The organism is Mycolicibacter icosiumassiliensis, assembly GCF_900078685.2.
Taxonomy (GTDB): domain Bacteria; phylum Actinomycetota; class Actinomycetes; order Mycobacteriales; family Mycobacteriaceae; genus Mycobacterium; species Mycobacterium icosiumassiliensis.
In genome coordinates, this window is record NZ_LT546166.1 from 3,686,996 (window position 1) to 3,703,055 (window position 16,060).

11 protein-coding genes and 1 pseudogene are annotated in these 16,060 nt (G+C 68.5%); 4 read left to right on the forward strand and 8 right to left on the reverse strand.

Annotated features, from left to right (window positions below; genetic code table 11):
• Positions 1–75 precede the first annotated feature (75 nt).
• The gene (locus BN4346_RS41525) at positions 76–1,296 is read left to right on the forward strand and encodes a PucR family transcriptional regulator (RefSeq protein WP_235653687.1); all 1,221 of its coding nucleotides are present in this window, start codon (positions 76–78) and stop codon (positions 1,294–1,296) included.
• Here the strand turns inward: BN4346_RS41525 and BN4346_RS41530 are convergent.
• Positions 1,293–2,195 carry a pseudouridine-5'-phosphate glycosidase gene (locus BN4346_RS41530; RefSeq protein WP_067975508.1) on the reverse strand — a complete coding sequence of 301 codons (903 nt, stop codon included), beginning with the start codon at positions 2,193–2,195 and terminating at the stop codon, positions 1,293–1,295. The two genes, BN4346_RS41525 and BN4346_RS41530, sit on opposite strands and share 4 nt — an antisense overlap.
• Positions 2,196–2,414: 219 nt before the next feature.
• Here BN4346_RS41530 and BN4346_RS41535 point away from each other — a divergent pair.
• Positions 2,415–3,047, forward strand: a pseudogene (locus tag BN4346_RS41535) (HNH endonuclease family protein); the annotation flags it as partial.
• Positions 3,048–3,049: 2 nt separating this feature from the next.
• Here BN4346_RS41535 and dapC read toward each other — a convergent pair.
• Positions 3,050–4,150 (reverse strand): succinyldiaminopimelate transaminase, encoded by a 1,101-nt coding sequence (gene dapC, locus BN4346_RS41540; protein WP_067975767.1) that lies wholly within the window; start codon positions 4,148–4,150, stop codon positions 3,050–3,052.
• 161 nt (positions 4,151–4,311) lie between these two features.
• On the opposite strand from dapC, the gene BN4346_RS41545 reads away from it, so the two are divergent.
• The gene (locus tag BN4346_RS41545; protein WP_067975770.1) at positions 4,312–4,860 is read left to right on the forward strand and encodes a PadR family transcriptional regulator; all 549 of its coding nucleotides are present in this window, start codon (positions 4,312–4,314) and stop codon (positions 4,858–4,860) included.
• Between the two features lie 10 nt (positions 4,861–4,870).
• Positions 4,871–6,913 (forward strand): NADPH-dependent 2,4-dienoyl-CoA reductase, encoded by a 2,043-nt coding sequence (locus tag BN4346_RS41550; protein ID WP_067975511.1) that lies wholly within the window; start codon positions 4,871–4,873, stop codon positions 6,911–6,913.
• 63 nt (positions 6,914–6,976) lie between these two features.
• On the opposite strand, the gene BN4346_RS41555 is transcribed toward BN4346_RS41550, so the two are convergent.
• From BN4346_RS41555 to typA, 6 genes are all read right to left on the reverse strand, one after another.
• Positions 6,977–9,523: a bifunctional FO biosynthesis protein CofGH gene (locus tag BN4346_RS41555; protein ID WP_067975514.1), complete on the reverse strand. Its 2,547-nt coding sequence runs from the start codon at positions 9,521–9,523 to the stop codon at positions 6,977–6,979.
• A gap of 73 nt (positions 9,524–9,596) precedes the next feature.
• Positions 9,597–9,995, reverse strand: a complete 399-nt coding sequence (locus BN4346_RS41560; RefSeq protein WP_067975773.1) for a hypothetical protein — start codon at positions 9,993–9,995, stop codon at positions 9,597–9,599.
• Positions 9,996–10,173: 178 nt separating this feature from the next.
• A complete protein-coding gene (gene mshB / locus BN4346_RS41565) occupies positions 10,174–11,088 on the reverse strand; it encodes an N-acetyl-1-D-myo-inositol-2-amino-2-deoxy-alpha-D-glucopyranoside deacetylase (RefSeq protein WP_078058782.1) in 915 nt (304 codons plus the stop codon).
• A 50-nt stretch (positions 11,089–11,138) separates the two neighbouring features.
• Positions 11,139–12,023 carry a hypothetical protein gene (locus BN4346_RS41570; RefSeq protein ID WP_154677645.1) on the reverse strand — a complete coding sequence of 295 codons (885 nt, stop codon included), beginning with the start codon at positions 12,021–12,023 and terminating at the stop codon, positions 11,139–11,141.
• Between the two features lie 158 nt (positions 12,024–12,181).
• On the reverse strand, positions 12,182–14,089 hold the full coding sequence (locus BN4346_RS41575) for an ABC transporter family substrate-binding protein (RefSeq protein ID WP_407695115.1): 1,908 nt from the start codon (positions 14,087–14,089) through the stop codon (positions 12,182–12,184).
• Positions 14,090–14,154: 65 nt separating this feature from the next.
• Positions 14,155–16,041, reverse strand: a complete 1,887-nt coding sequence (typA, locus tag BN4346_RS41580) for a translational GTPase TypA (RefSeq protein ID WP_067975782.1) — start codon at positions 16,039–16,041, stop codon at positions 14,155–14,157.
• Positions 16,042–16,060 lie beyond the last annotated feature (19 nt).

Sequence of the window (16,060 nt, forward strand, 5' to 3'; positions counted from 1 at the left end):
CCCGAACAAGACCATTGCGCACCAATTTGCACTTTTTGGAAGTGCACAATGCACTACCTCCGCTACGCTGCGCCGGTGTGGAAGCGACCCTCGAAGCAGATCCGCGATCTGATGCGCCGAGGGGCCGAAATGATGGTGAACATGGCCCCGGACCAAGTCGATGAGTTGCAGCGGGCAACGCTCGAATCGGAATACATGCAGGTCATCGGCGGCGATCCGATCCTGGCCGCGGCCATCCGCCGAGGAATCTGGTCCACCCTGCTGCACTGGGCGGCCGCCAATATCAGCCGTCCGGGTGAGCCGGTAGCGGCGAATACCGGTGAGCTCTCGGACATCGCACGCGGCATCGCACGCCGCGGCCTGAGGTCGCCGACGTCGGTAGACGCCTACCGGCTCGGGCAGAACATGGCCTGGCAGTTTTGGATGCAGATCGCTTTCGAGTTGACCTCGGACCCGGCCGAGCTGCGCGAGCTGCTCGAGGTTTCAGCGCTGTCCATGACTTCATTCATCGACGCCACGGTCACCGAGGTCTACCGGCACCTACAGATCGAACGAGACGAACTCGCCAGCGAAGTGCATGCCGAACGCCGGCAGATCATCGCGCAGATCCTCAGTGGCAAGGCCATCCACCGACACGCCGCAGCCCAGCTCGGCTACCACCTGGGCCAACAGCACACTGCGGCCATCGTCTGGGGCGACGAGGCCAACATCGATCCGATTGACCTGGACCGCGCTATAGAGGCGTTATGGCCCACACCGGACGTGCGCCCGATCTTGTCGGTACGGATCGGCCCCGCTACCCGATGGGTGTGGCTGCCTGGTGTCGGAAGCCTCGACGTGCCAACGATTTCGGCAGCGGTCGGCAAGCTTCCCGGCGTCCGGATCGCGCTGGGCATCCCGGCAACCGGCGTGGAAGGCTTCCGGCGCAGTCATCTCGACGCGGTCGCCACCCAGCGCATGATGATGAATCGGCGCTCGTCCACGCAGGTCGCCAGCTTCGCCGATATCGAACTCGTCGCGCTGGTTACCTCGGACGCGAGCCAGGCCGATCGATTCATCAAGCACACCCTCGGTGATTTCGCTGCTGCCGACCGGGAACTCCAGGAAGCCGTCCTGGTCTACGTCCACGAACAATGCAACGGTTCTCGAGCCGCCGAGCGTCTGTTTACTCACCGAAACACGTTGTTGCGCAGGATTTCCCAAGCCGAGGAATTATTACCTCGGCCGCTGGCCGAAAGCAGCGTCAGTGTCGCGGTCGCACTCGACGCGCTGCGCTGGCGTGAAGACGGGCCCTAGGTGCCCGCGTAAGCCACGGCGACCTCGGCGGCCAGCCGCGCATTGGCCAGCACCAGAGCGACGTTGGCGGACACCGACGCCCCGTGTGTCTCACGGTGGAAGTAGTCGAGCAAGAACGGGGTCACGTCCTTGCCGTGTACGTCCGCGGCCCGGGCGGCGGCCAGCCCATCGGCCAGCACCCGGTCATGCAGCTCGCGGTCCAGCTCGGCGTCGGTGGGGATCGGGTTGGCCAGCACCAGCCCGTAACCGTCGGTGCCCAGCCGGTCGCGAGCCCGCAGCACCGCGGCAGCCTGTTTCGGCGTCTGCACCCACCAGTCGAGCGGGTAGCCGGAGTCGGCCAGGTAGAACGCCGGGAAGCGGTCGGTGCGGTAGCCGATCACCCCCACCGACAGCGTCTCCAACCGCTCCAACGTTGCGCCGATGTCCAGAATCGACTTCACGCCCGAACACACCACCAACACCGGGGTGCGCGACAGCGTGGTCAGGTCTGCGGACTCGTCGTAGCTGTCCTGCGCGTCGCGATGCACACCGCCCAACCCACCGGTGGCGAACACCGTGATGCCGACCGCCGCTGCCAGATGCGCGGTCGCAGCGACCGTGGTTGCACCGTCGCCGGCGACCGCGGCCAGCATCGCGATCTCTCGGACGCTGACTTTGATCGCCGTGCCACCGGTGGCGATGCGGTGCAGCGCGTCATCGTCGAGGCCGATGTGCGGCTGGCCGTCGATGATCGCGATGGTGGCCGGTACTGCGCCTGCCGAGCGCACGGTGTGCTCGATGGCGCGGGCGATGCGCAGATTGTCCGGGCGTGGCAGACCGTGGCTGATGATCGTGCTTTCCAGCGCCACCACGGCCCGGCCGGCGGTCAACGCATCGGCGACCTCGGGATGGATGCGCATCCGCTTAGCCTATGGCGCGCGGCGATCAGCGCGCATCGATCGTGTCGGGGCTGGGTGGTAGCGTCCGCGACTGTTCACCGGTTCATGCGGCGGTCCCAGCTTCGCCTCTCCTTCGTCGAGCCTCGCTGAACCACCGGGTTCATGCGGACTGGAGGTGCCGTGGTCGACCAGCGACGCAGGTGGCCGGGCTATTTTGCCGCGCTCGCGGCGACCCTGCTGATGGTGGCACCGGCCGCCGCCGCGGACCCGGCTGCGGTCGGCGCCGCCGACGGCCCGGCCGAGCTGGCCATGCTCGACGCGCTGCCGATCAAGGGCCGCGCGCCCAAGACCGGCTACTGGCGCGCCCTGTTCGGCCAGGCCTGGAGCGACGATGTCACGGTGCTCGGCGGGCACAACGGCTGCGACACCCGCAACGACATCCTGCGCCGCGACCTGGTCGACATCGAGATCAAGCCCGGCACCGCCGACTGCGTGGTGGCATCGGGTGTCTTGAACGATCCCTACACCGGTAGCGCCATCGCCTTCCAGCGAGGTCCGGGCACCTCGAAGGCGGTGCAGATCGACCATGTGGTGGCGTTGTCCGATGCCTGGCAGAAGGGCGCCCAGGGCTGGGATGAGCTCACCCGGCGCAACTTCGCCAACGATCCGCTGAACCTGCAGGCCACCAGCGGTCCGATCAACGAGCAGAAGGGCGACGGCGACGCGGCTACCTGGCTGCCGCCCAACAAGGCCTACCGCTGCGCCTACGTGTCCCGGATCGTCGCGGTGAAGTCCGGCTACGGCCTCTGGGTGACCCAGGCCGAGCACGACGCAATCGAGCGGATCCTCACCGGCGAGTGCGGTGCGCCGGCAGGCTAACCCAGCCGGCCGACCGCCGCGGCGATCCGCTCGTCGGTGGCGGTAAGCGCCACCCGCACGTACTGCGCGCCGGCCGGTCCGTAGAACTCGCCGGGCGCCACCAGGATGCCGCGCTGGGCCAGCCAGTCGACGGTGCTGCGGCACGCCTCGCCGCGGGTGGCCCACAGGTAGAGCCCGCCCTGAGACAACTCGATGGTGAACCCGGCCGCCTGCATCGCCGGCAGCAGTGTCGCGCGGCGGCGGGCGTAGCGCTCACGCTGCTCGTGTTCGTGGGCGTCGTCGTCGAGGGCGGCGACCATGGCCGCCTGAATCGGAGTGGGCACCATCATCCCGGCGTGTTTGCGTACCGCAAGCAACTCGGCCACCACCGCGTCGTCCCCGCCGACGAAACCGGCCCGGTAGCCCGCCAGCGAGGAGGTCTTCGACAGCGAATGCACCGCCAGCAGGCCGCGATGATCCCCGTCGCACACCGCCGGGTGCAGCACCGACAGTGGTGCGGTGTCCTCCCAGCCCAACCCGAGGTAGCACTCGTCGGAGACCACCAGAACGTCGTGTTCGCGGGCCCAGCCCACGACGGCGCGCAGCTCGTCGGCGGTCGCGATCGCCCCGGTCGGGTTGCTCGGCGAATTCAGGTACACCAGGGCCGGCGGCGGACCGTCGAGTAGGTGCGGGGTATCGCTGCGCACCCATCGGGCCCCGGCCAGCCGGGCGCCTACCTCGTAGGTCGGGTAGGCCAGCTCGGGCACCACGACCACATCCTCGTGGCCCAGGCCGAGCAGGCTCGGCAGCCAGGCGATGAGTTCCTTGGTGCCGATGACCGGCAGCACCGCCGACTCGGCCAGCCCGGTGATCCCATAGCGCCGCTGCAGGGCGGCGACCGCCGAGGCGCGCAACGCCGCAGTGCCGGCGGTGGTCGGATACCCGGGCGCCGAGGAGGCCGCAGCCAGTGCCTCGCGGATCACCGGCGCGACCGGGTCGACCGGGGTACCGACGGACAGGTCCACGATGCCGTCGGGGTGCGCCTTGGCCAGCGCCGTCGCCTCGGCCAGGGTGTCCCACGGAAAAGTCGGCAGTGCGGCCGATCTGCCGCCGCGCACGGGACTCACGAGGCTGCGGCGACGCAGGGCGGATTCATCGGTCCTGATAGTAGAGGTCGCTGCGGCGTCGCGACCACCACGGCCCGGCAGGCCATGGCTATGCACTCAGTTGCTGTGCAACAAGTTGCATAGGAGGCTGACCGCTGCCTATGCTGCCCCGTGTGGCACTTCCCCACGTGATCCTGGTGTCGCTGAGCGAGCAGTCGGGTTCGGGCTATGAGCTCGCACACCGCTTCGACCGCTCGATCGGCTACTTCTGGAGCGCCACTCACCAGCAGATCTACCGGACCCTGCGCACCATGGAGGCCGATGGCTGGGTGCAGGTCACCGAGGTGGCGCAGCAGGGCCGCCCGGACAAGAAGGTCTACACCGTCGCCGAGGCCGGCCGCGCGGAGTTGGCGCGCTGGATCGCGGCCCCGCTGGCCGGGCGCGGCAGCTCGGTGGTGGACAACCGGCTGCGTGAACTGGCGGTCAAGATCCGCGGCGCCGGCCGCAGCGACCGCGCCGCGGTGCGCGCGCAGGCCGTCGACCTGCGGGCCGAACGCGGCGAGCGATTGGACGTCTACCGCGCACTGGAGAAGAAGCAGTTCCCGGATCCCCGCTCACTGACAGGCGCCGCGCTGCACCAGTACCTGGTGTTGCGCGGCGGCATTCGTGCCGAGGAAAGCGCGATCGACTGGCTCGACGAGGTCGAGCAGGCACTGAGGTGAAGGGGGCACGATGACAACAGAATCCACCAGCCCATACCCGCTGTTGCTCTCGCCACTGGACCTGGGTTTCACGACCCTGGCCAACCGGGTGGTGATGGGTTCGATGCACACCGGCCTGGAAGACCGCGCCAGCGACACCGCCAAACTGGCCGAGTACTTCGCGGCCCGCGCCCGCGGCGGCGTGGGGCTGATCATCACCGGCGGATACGCCCCGAACCGGTCGGGTTGGCTGCTGCCGTTCGCCTCGGCAATGACCACCCGCGCCGACGCGCGACGCCATCGGCGCATCACCGACGCCGTGCACGATGCCGGCGGCAAGATCGCGCTGCAGATTCTGCACGCGGGACGCTATGCCTACCACCCGTTTTCGGTCAGTGCGTCGAGCATCAAGGCACCGATCAACCCGTTCCGGCCGCGGGCGTTGACCACGCGCGGGGCCGAGTCGACGATCGCCGACTTCGCCCGAGCCGCCGAACTGGCACGCGAGGCCGGTTATGACGGCGTGGAGATCATGGGCAGCGAGGGCTACCTGCTGAACCAGTTCCTGGCACCGTGCACCAACAAGCGATCCGACGCATACGGCGGCAGTGCTGCCAATCGGCGCCGCTTCCCGGTGCAGATCGTCGCTCGCACCCGCGCGGCCGTCGGCGACGACTTCATCATCTGCTATCGGATGTCGATGGCCGACTATGTCGAGGATGGCCAGAGCTGGGAGGAGATCCTCACGCTGGCAACCGAAGTCGAGGCGGCCGGCGCCACCATGATCAACTCCGGCTTCGGCTGGCACGAAGCGCGGGTGCCGACCATCGTGACATCGGTCCCGGGCAATGCGTTCGTCGACATCAGCAGCGCCGTCGCCGATCACGTCACGATCCCGGTGGTGGCGTCCAACCGGATCAACATGCCGCAGGCCGCCGAGCAGGTCCTGGCCGAGACCTCGGTGCGCCTGATCTCGATGGCCCGCCCGATGCTGGCCGACCCGGACTGGGTGCGCAAGGCCGCCGACGGCCGCGCCGCCGAGATCAATACCTGCATCGCCTGCAATCAGGCCTGCCTGGACCATGCCTTCGTGCACAAGAAGGTCTCCTGCCTGGTCAATCCCCGAGCCGGTCACGAAACCACGCTGATGCTCGGTCCGGCTCCGCGGCGCCGACGCATCGCGGTGGTGGGCGCCGGGCCGGCTGGGTTGTCGGCGGCGGTGTCGGCCGCCGAACGCGGCCACGAGGTGACGCTGTTCGAGGCACATGATTTCATCGGCGGCCAATTCGACTTGGCCAGAAGGATTCCCGGCAAAGAAGAGTTCGCCGGGACGATCCGCTACTACACCACCATGCTGGACAAATACGCCGTTACCGTACGTCTGGGCAGCCGCGCCCACGTCGACGAGCTGACCGGCTTCGACGAAGTGGTGCTGGCCACCGGGGTCAGACCACGAATCCCGCAGATCCCGGGCATCGAGCATCCGATGGTGATGTCCTATGCCGAAGCGATCGCGGGCCGACCGGTGGGCACCTCGGTGGCGGTGGTAGGCGCCGGCGGGATCGGTTTCGACGTCAGCGAATTCCTGGTCCTGGATTCACCCGACTCCTCGCCGACCCTGCACTTGAAAGAGTGGAAGGCCGAATGGGGCGCCGCCGACCCGTGGGAGGCCCGGGGCGCGTTGCTGCCGCCGGACCCGGCGCCGCCGGCCCGCGAGGTCTATCTGTTGGCCCGCACCGCGGGTGCCCAAGGCCGCAAGTTGGGCAAGACCAGCGGCTGGGTACACCGGGCGTCCTTGAAAGCCAAGAACGTCCAGCAACTCTCCGGGGTGAACTACGACCGCATCGACGACGACGGGCTGCACATCAGCTACGGCCCGAACAAGTCACGCCCACAGGTGTTGGAAGTGGACAACGTGGTGATCTGCGCCGGGCAGGAATCGGTGCGCGACCTCGAGGACGGACTGCGGGAGCGCGGGGTGAACCCGCACATCATCGGCGGGGCGGCACTGGCCGCCGAGCTGGATGCCAAACGGGCCATCAAGCAGGGCACCGAACTGGCCGCCCGGCTATAACTGGCGATTTCGGCGCGCTAGTGCCCGCTCAGCGGGAGAAACCGCGCCGAAATCGTACGTAGGTCAGGCCGGTAGGGGTGCGTAGTCGGTGGCGCGCTGGCGGGCCGGGCGGCCGATACCCTCGGCGATCGACGTCAGCTCCGCGATCGTCTTGGCCGATCCGTACTCGGAGCCGGCCATCCGCGAGATGGTCTCCTCCATCAAGGTGCCGCCCAGGTCGTTGGCTCCACCATTGAGCATCACCTGGGTGCGCTCCACCCCCAACTTGACCCAACTGGTCTGGATGTTGGGGATGCGACCGTGCAGCATGATCCGCGCCAACGCGTGCACCGCGCGGTTATCGCGATGACTCGGGCCGGGCCGCGCCCCGCCGGCCAAGTACAGCGGCGAGCTCTGATGCACGAACGGCAACGGCACAAACTCGGTGAAACCACCGGTGCGGTCCTGGATGCCGCGCAAGACCCGCAGGTGGCCGACCCAGTGCCGCGGGGAATCGATGTGGCCGTACATCATGGTGGAACTGGATCGCAGCCCCACCTCGTGCGCGGTGCTGACCACCTCAACCCACATCGAGGTCGGCAGCTTGCCTTTGGTCAGCACCCAGCGGATCTCGTCGTCGAGGATTTCAGCGGCAGTGCCCGGAATGCTGCCCAGGCCGGCCTCACGCAGGCTGATCAGCCATTCCCGAATGCTCAAGCCGCTCTTGGACACCCCGTTGGTGATCTCCATCGGCGAGAACGCGTGCACGTGCATCGACGGCACCCGCGCCTTGACCGCGCGCACCAGATCGGCGTAGCCGGTGACCGGCAGCTCCGGATCGATGCCGCCCTGCATGCAGACCTCGGTGGCGCCGGCCATGTGCGCCTCGTAGGCGCGTTCGCCCACCTCGGCGTTCGACAGCGAAAACGCGTCGGCGTCGCCCTTGCGCTGGGCGAACGCGCAGAACCGGCAGCCGACGTAGCAGATGTTGGTGAAGTTGATATTGCGGTTGACCACGTAGGTCACGTCGTCGCCGACGGCGTCGCGGCGCAGTGAGTCGGCCAGTGCGGCAACGGCATCCAGGGCCGGGCCGTCCGCGGTGGCCAGCGCCAGATACTCGGCGTCGGTGCAGCCGGCCGGGTCGCGCTCGGCGGACCGCAGCGCGGCCAGCACATCGGTATCGACGCGTTCGGGGGCACGAGCCGCCAGCTCATGAATCTGCTCGCGGATCGACTCCCAGTCCCCGAAGGCACTGCCCAGATCACTACGCGTCTGCGTGGCCCGGCCATCGACGTCAATCGCGGTGTGCAGATCCACCCGGCCGGTGGAGGCCACCTCGTCGGGCTCCTGCCAGGCCAGCCCGACCGGATTGACGTCGCGGGCCCAGCCGGTGTCCGGGTCGGCCAGCGCTTCGACATGCGGGCGTACTCGCGGGTCGATCCAGGCGGCGCCGGCAAGCACGTAGTCGGGCTGAGCGGTCAGTCGCTGCACCAGGTCGTAGCCGGCTTGTTCGGTGATCGCGGCCAGATCATCCAGTGCCGGCCAGGGCCGCTCGGGATTGACATGGTCGGGGGTCAGCGGCGACACCCCGCCCCAGTCGTCCACCCCGGCGCCGATCAGCGCCAGGCATTCCTGCGCCGACACCAGGTTGGGCGGTGCCTGCACCCGCATCTTGGGGCCCAGCACCAGCCGGGTCGCCGCCACCGTGGCCAGGAAATCCTCGAAACCCGTGTCGGGCACCGCCGCCATCGCGGTGTGCTCCTTGGCCCGGAAGTTCTGCACGATGACTTCCTGAATGTGCCCGAACTCCTTGTGCACCTTACGGATCGCGTGCACGGTGTCGGCACGCTCGGCGAGCGTCTCACCGATGCCGACCAACAGCCCGGTGGTGAACGGGATCGAGAGTCGACCCGCGTCGGCCAGCGTGCGCAGCCGCACCACCGGATCCTTGTCCGGGCTGCCGTAGTGCGCCAGGCCTTTCGTCTCGAACAGCCGCCGGGAGGTGGTCTCGAGCATCATCCCCATCGACGGCGCCACCGGCTTGAGTCGCGACATCTCCGACCAGCTCATCACGCCCGGGTTCAGGTGCGGCAGCAGGCCGGTCTCCTCCAGCACCCGGATGGCCATCGCCCGTACGTAGGCCAGCGTGCTGTCATAGCCGCGCTCGTCGAGCCACTGTCGCGCCTCGGGCCAGCGGTCCTCGGGCCGGTCCCCCAGGGTGAACAGCGCCTCCTTACAACCCAACTCGGCGCCGCGGCGGGCGACGTCGAGGATCTCGTCGGGCCCCAGGTACATCTGCTTGCCCTGCGCCCGCAGCACGCCGGGCACGGTGACGAAGGTGCAGTAGTGGCAGGTGTCACGGCACAGGTGAGTGACCGGGATGAACACCTTGCGCGAGTAACTGACCGGCAGCCGTCCGCCCGGCCCCCGCCGGCCGCCCGACACCAAACCGGCGTCTCGGACCCGGGCCGCGCTCGCACACAGGTCGGCCAGGTCGGCGCCCCGCGCGGTCATGGCGATCGCGGTTTCCTCGACGTTGAGGAGCACGCCGTCGCGGGCCCGTCGCAGGACGCGGCGCAGTGCCGACGAGTTCGTCATCCGCGCGTCACCCGCATCCGGAATCTCGCGCATGCCATAAGCGCCACAGTAGCCGCCGCGCCAACCGGGTCGGCGAGCGCACACCAGGCTAGACGGTCCGCCCGAGTCACCTGGCCGTCGAGGGCGCGGCCAGCGCCTGGCGCCGCCGCCACAGCACCCACCCGGACGGCGCGCTGCCCAGCACGATCATCAGCAGCACGCCATAGGCCATCACGCCGCGGTCGGCGAAGATCAGGTCGTCCCCCGGACCGCCGAGGGTCATCAGCGCGATGGTCAGCAACCAGGTCCACAGCGGCAGCACCGCCAACCGCAGCGACGACGTGCAGCGCTGCGCCACCCACACCAAACCGGCGTTGACCAGGCCCCCGATCAGGGCACTGAGCGGGAAGGGGACGGTGCCGACGTGCGCAGGCAACAGCAGCGCGGTGGCCACGGCGCAGAGCACGCCGTCCAGGGCAAGCAGCGCCAGCACGACGAAGTTGAATACCGGCGTATCGGTGGGCATCGCGGGCTCGGTGAGCGACGCGACGGGGCTCAAGTGGGGATGCTCTCCAGCTGGCTGACCAACGAACCGACCATCCACTGGTAGCTGTCGAGCCACCACTGCCAGTGCTCCAAGTTCGGGTCCAGATCGGGATCCATGCCTAACCACCTAGCCCTTGCCGCTACATCGAGGATCTTGTTCAGCAGGAGCTTACCTTGTGGCCGTCGTCACCGAGCTGAAGTCCGGCCAGGAGATCGGTTTCCCACCCCCGGGCGTCGCGCGGACCGGGGTCCCCGGCGACCAGGACGTAATGCTCAGCGTCCAGGATCGGCTGGACCACGTTGTTCGACAGCGCGAACGCCCGGCCGGTCGGCCCGACGGTGAGCTGGGTGGCGTGGGCGTTCATCGCGGCCACCTTGGCCGCGCGAGCCTCGGCGGCCTCGATCACCGCATCGATCCGCTCGTCGGGAAAGTCTCCGACCGCCTGCTCGCCCGGCGCGTCGATCGCAGTCGCCCAATGCGGCAGCCGATCGGCGTCCCGCAGTTCTGCCAGGGCGGTTCGTCTGGCGCTACCGGCTATCACCGTCCAGTAGAACTTCGGCGTGACCCATCCCTCGGCGCCGGCTGCCGCTGCGGCCAGCGCCGCGGTGGTGACGTGATGGGCGTGTATGTGGTCGGGATGGCCGTACCCACCGTTCGGGTCGTAGCCGACGACCACGTGCGGGCGCAGCTTCCGCACGATGGCCGCCAGGGCCGCGACGGTCTCGGTGTCGTCGGCGTCGATGAAACGCTGCTGTCGCCGCGCCGGGGTGCCGGTCATCCCCGAGTCGCGCCAGCGTCCCGCGCCGCCGAGAAACTGCGGCGGGCCGGCTCCCAGCGCCCGCAGCGCCGCAGTCAGCTCACCGATCCGGTAGCCACCCAACTGGTCGGCCTCATCCACCGCCAGGTGCGCCCAACGGTCCCCGATGACCTCGCCCTCCTCCCCGAGCGTGCAGGTCACCACATGCACCTCGGCGCCGCGGGCGGCGTAGTGGGCGATCGTCGCCCCGGTGGTCAGAGTTTCGTCATCGGGGTGGGCATGCACGAACAGCAACCGGGGAATCGGATCCGACACGCCAAAACCCTACCGCCGTAGGCCGAACGGATCGGCGGGCCTCAAATCGATCAGAACAGACCGCCGAACAGCCCATCCCAGTCGATGTTGCCCAACAGCAGCGCAAGATTGTCGCCCTGAATCGCGTTGACGATCTCGTTGAACTCATCGGGGCTGAACCCGAGCAGGGTGGTCCAGTCGGCGTTGAGGATCGCCGGGTCGAAGTGGCCGAGCAGGCTGTCGTGGGTGTCGAAGCTGACGCCCAACAGGTTGTTGAAGGCGGCCTCATTCTGCGCCAACACCGTGTTGTTGAGGCTGAAGATCCAATTCACGACGTCGTTGACCTCGGGACTGTCGCCGAACAGCCGGTCGGCGGCGGCCTGCTGCGCTGCGACAAGGGCATCGTTGAACCCCGACTCCACCGCGATGACGGCGGCCGTCATCGTCTGCTGCGGGTCGGGGAACGCCTGCAAGAAGAGGCTCATGTTGCTTATCGCGGCTGCCGCGGCACTGTTGGCAGTCTGCTCGGTCCCGCCGCTCAACGCTCCGCCCGTCTGGGCTTCCAACCCACTCAGATCAGGTGTGAAAGGCAACCCGAGCGGCAGGTTCTGCGGGTCGAAGCTGCCCCCGGTCAGCTCGTTCAACACGGTCTCGTCCAGCCCGCCCGCGTTATATGTCGAACCGACGCCGTAGGCATCGTCACCGCTCCCGAACAGCAGGGAGCCCAGGTTGATGTCCTGGGCGTCGGCGCCGCCGGTGCCGGCGATGTCCGGGCGGACGTGATTTTCGATGACGTCGAGGCCCGGGCTCACGTCGACGTTTGCCGCGGCCAGGTCGATGTCGCGAATCTGTACATCGGGCAGGGCCGGGGTCATCGACGTCAGCACTGCGACCAGGCTGCCGACACCCAGAGCTGCGGCCGTCACTGTGGCGCAGCGGTGAGCGAGGTATTCCATGGGCAATCCCCCTCCGACGAGTCCCGCGCAGGTTTGCTTAATCCTACCCAAGAATTGCATGTGCGCAAGAGTTCGTTAATGCCGATTCTGGCTGGCGTCCACCTGTTGCTCGCCCGTGGCCGAACAGCCTGGGGAAGCCCAATGCCGGTGGCATACCGCTAGGGCAGCTTGACCCAGTTTCCGGCCTCGCCCACGATGCCCACCGGCACTGCCCCGGTCAGGCTGACGTTGGTCACACTCGGGCCAACGGCCACGATCGTGGTGTCCTGCAGGATCGGCAGCACCGTCGCCATATTCCACAGCCGGGGTTCGACAGCGGCGATCACCTCGCCGATGGATTTGCTGCCCTCAAGGGCCGTGTCGATTTCGGCCTGGATGGCATGGTCGCAGACGCCGGTGATGTTCGACGGAGCCTGTACCAACGCCCCCGGCGCCGAGAAGCGCGGCGGCACCTTCGAGGTCGGCGTGGGCGTGGCCGGCGCGGGCGCCGGGGACGGCAGGGCCGGAGTCGTCGAAGGCGCCGGGCTGACCGAGGTGGGCACAGTTGTAGGAGTCAGTGCACCGCAGCCGTAACGCGATGCCAGCAGCGTCGCCAGATCGCCGCCGGCCTGCTGCCAGCCGACGATCGCATCGACCTGATGGGTGACGAGCGCTTCCCGGTAGAGCTTCACCGGGTCCAGCGCGAGCACCGTGGCGGCAACACCGACGTTGCGCAATTGGTCTGCAGCGGTGTTGGCCACGGCCAGCGAGGTCGGATCGTTGGCCGCCACCCCGATGACCAGCGACAACTGTTCTCCGCCCTTACTGATCCGCCCCCGGGTGATCTCCGGGGGGTGCGGCGCACCAGTGGTGGAGCCCGCCGGCGGCACCAGCGCGGACGGGGGCGCATCCTTTTCGACCCGGTAGCCAGCCGCCTGCAGCAGCGCCAGCGCGGCCGATTCGGACATCGCCGGCGGCGCGGTGGGCACATAGCCCGGATCACTGGGAGTACGGACCTGGGCCTGGTCCAAGGTGACGGTGTTGTCGCTGCCAGCACCCACCGTGGCCAACAGGCCGACATCGAGCAATCCCAGAATGGCCCGGCGCACCCGCACATCGGCCAGCTTGGGCTCCGCTGCCCGCAGCGCGAGCTGCATGATTCGGGGCGTGACTACCCGGGTGGTCTGCACGCCCGGGATCACCGAGAGCTGAGCGAACGCCGCCGAGCCGCCGTGCACCTGAGCCACCTGGGTGTCACCGTTGCGCATGGAGTCGGCCAGGGCTGCCGCTGACCCGGCACGGCGGAACAAGACCAGGTCCGGCTTGGCGGGCGGGCCCCAGTAGCGGTCGTTGCGGGCGAGCAGAATCGCGTCGCGCTGCGGGTCGATGTTCTCCACCCGGAACTGGCCGCCGGTTACCGGCAGTGCCCGGGCCAGGCCGGCCGGGAAGCCGCCGGGCACGTCCTTGACGATGTGCGCCGGAAGGATGTTGCTGAACAGCTCTCGCCAAGCCGGGTACGGCTTGGCGAAGGTGACCACCACCTGCTTGCCGCCTTCGACGGAGTGCACGCCGGTGATCAGGTCATAGCCCGCCGGATCGACGACACCGGGCTGGGTGACCATCTGCTGCCACAGGTACCAGAAGTCATCGGCGGCGATCGGCGCGTTATCGGTCCACGACGCCTCGGGGCGGATCCGGTAGGTCACCGTGAACGGCGCCTCGTCAGTCACCTTGGCCGACACCAACAGAGTCGGGTCCATCTCCCACCGCGACCCGGTAGGCGTACTGGAGTCCGGGATGGGCCGAAACGCGCTGGGCAGCACCAGCGCGCTGATCGCCGCGGTGACCGCCGACAGATCCGAACGCAGATGGGGATTGAAGCCGGCCCCAATGGAATCGATGCCCATGATGATCTGGCTGATCCGCTGCGGCGGGGGCGCGGAGCTCTTCGGTGTCTCGGTACTCTGCGGCGCCGGCGGCGGGTTGACCGTGCACGCCGAGGCCGCCTGCGTCAGCACCAGCATCGTCACCGAAACCAGTGCGCCCGCCGTGACGCGGGCGCGGTGGGCTGGTCTCGGCACGGCCACCAGGGTATCCGGGCGACGATTTCGGCGCGAAGACCGTCGAGCAGCGCGCAAAACCGCGCCCAACCCTAGAGGTTCTTGGCCCGGGAGCGGCTGCGCGCCCGCAGCGTCGAGTCCAATTCGACTTTGCGGACCCGGACCACCTCGGGGGTGACCTCCACGCATTCGTCTGCCGCGCAGAATTCCATCGCCTGCTCCAGATCGAGCTCGATCGGACGGGCTAGCGTCTCCATCACATCGGCCGTCGACGACCGCATGTTGGTCAGCTTCTTCTCCTTGGTGACGTTGATGTCGAGGTCCTCGGCCCGCGGATTGATTCCCACCACCATGCCCTGGTAGGTGTCCTGGCCCGGCTCGACGAAGAACTGTCCACGGTCGGCCAACTGGATCAGTGCGAACGGAGTGATGGACCCGGCCCGGTCGGATACCAGCGACCCGGTGTGCCGGGCGCGGATCTCACCGGCCCACGGCTGGTAGCCCTCGAACACCGCGTTGGCGATGCCGGTGCCGCGGGTCTCGGTGAGAAAGTCCGTGCGCCAACCGATCAGGCCGCGGCTGGGGATGATGAACTCCATCCGCACCCACCCGGTGGTGTGGTTGGCCATCTCGGTCATCCGGCCCTTGCGTGCCGCCGCCAGCTGGGTGATGGCGCCGACGTACTCCTCGGGGCAGTCGACGGTCAGGTGCTCGAAGGGCTCGTGCACCTTGCCGTCGACCTTGCGCGTCACCACCTGCGGCTTGCCGACGGTCAGCTCGAAACCCTCCCGGCGCATCTGCTCGACCAGGATGGCCAGTGCCAGCTCGCCACGGCCCTGCACCTCCCAGGCGTCGGGACGGCCGATGTCGACCACCCGGATCGACACGTTGCCGATCAGCTCGGTGTCCAGACGTGACTTGACCATCCGCGCGGTCAATTTGTGGCCGGAGACCTTGCCCGCCAGCGGCGAGGAGTTGGTGCCGATCGTCACCGAGATCGCCGGTTCGTCGACGGTGATGCGCGGCAGCGCGACCGGAGCGGCCAGATCGGCCAGGGTGTCACCGATCATGATGTCGCTGATCCCGGCGACCGCCACGATATCCCCGGCCGCCGCTTCCTCCGTCGGGGTGCGTTCGACCCCCTCAGTGACCAGCAGTTCGGTGATTTTCACGGTGGTGGTCACCGGTTCGCCGGCGACCTCACGCATCCAGGCGACCTGCTGGCCCTTGCGGATGCGGCCGTTGTAGATCCGGATCAGGGCGAGTCGGCCCAGGAATGGCGAGGCGTCGAGGTTGGTGACCAGCGCCTGCAGCGGTGCCTCCGGGTCGCCCGAGGGCGGCGGGACGTGCTCGAGCAGCACATCGAACAGCGGGTCGAGATTGTGGCCGTCCGGAACCTGGCCGTCGGCGGGCGCGGTGGTGCTGGCCACCCCGGCCCGGCCGGATGCGTACAGCGTCGGCAATCCGAGAGCGTGTTCGGCCGCGGCCTGCGCGTCGTCGTCGAGATCGCTGGCCACGTCGAGCAGCAGGTCGTGGCTGGCGTCGACCACCTCGGCAATGCGGGCGTCGGGCCGGTCGGTCTTGTTGACCACCAGGATCACCGGCAGGTGCGCGGCCAGCGCCTTGCGCAGCACGAACCGGGTCTGCGGCAGCGGCCCCTCCGACGCGTCGACCAGCAGGACCACGCCGTCGACCATGGACAGCCCGCGCTCCACCTCGCCACCGAAGTCGGCGTGGCCCGGGGTGTCGATCACGTTGATGACGGTGACGGTTCCGTCGGGGTTGTGGCGATGCACGGCCGTGTTCTTGGCCAGGATCGTGATGCCCTTTTCCCGCTCCAGGTCACCGGAGTCCATGATGCGCTCTTTGTCGTCATCACCGCGGTGCGAGAGGGCGCCGGACTGGCGGAGCATGGCGTCGACCAGAGTCGTCTTGCCGTGGTCTACGTGCGCGACGATGGCGACGTTACGAAAGTTCACCGGGCGATTCTGCCAGCGC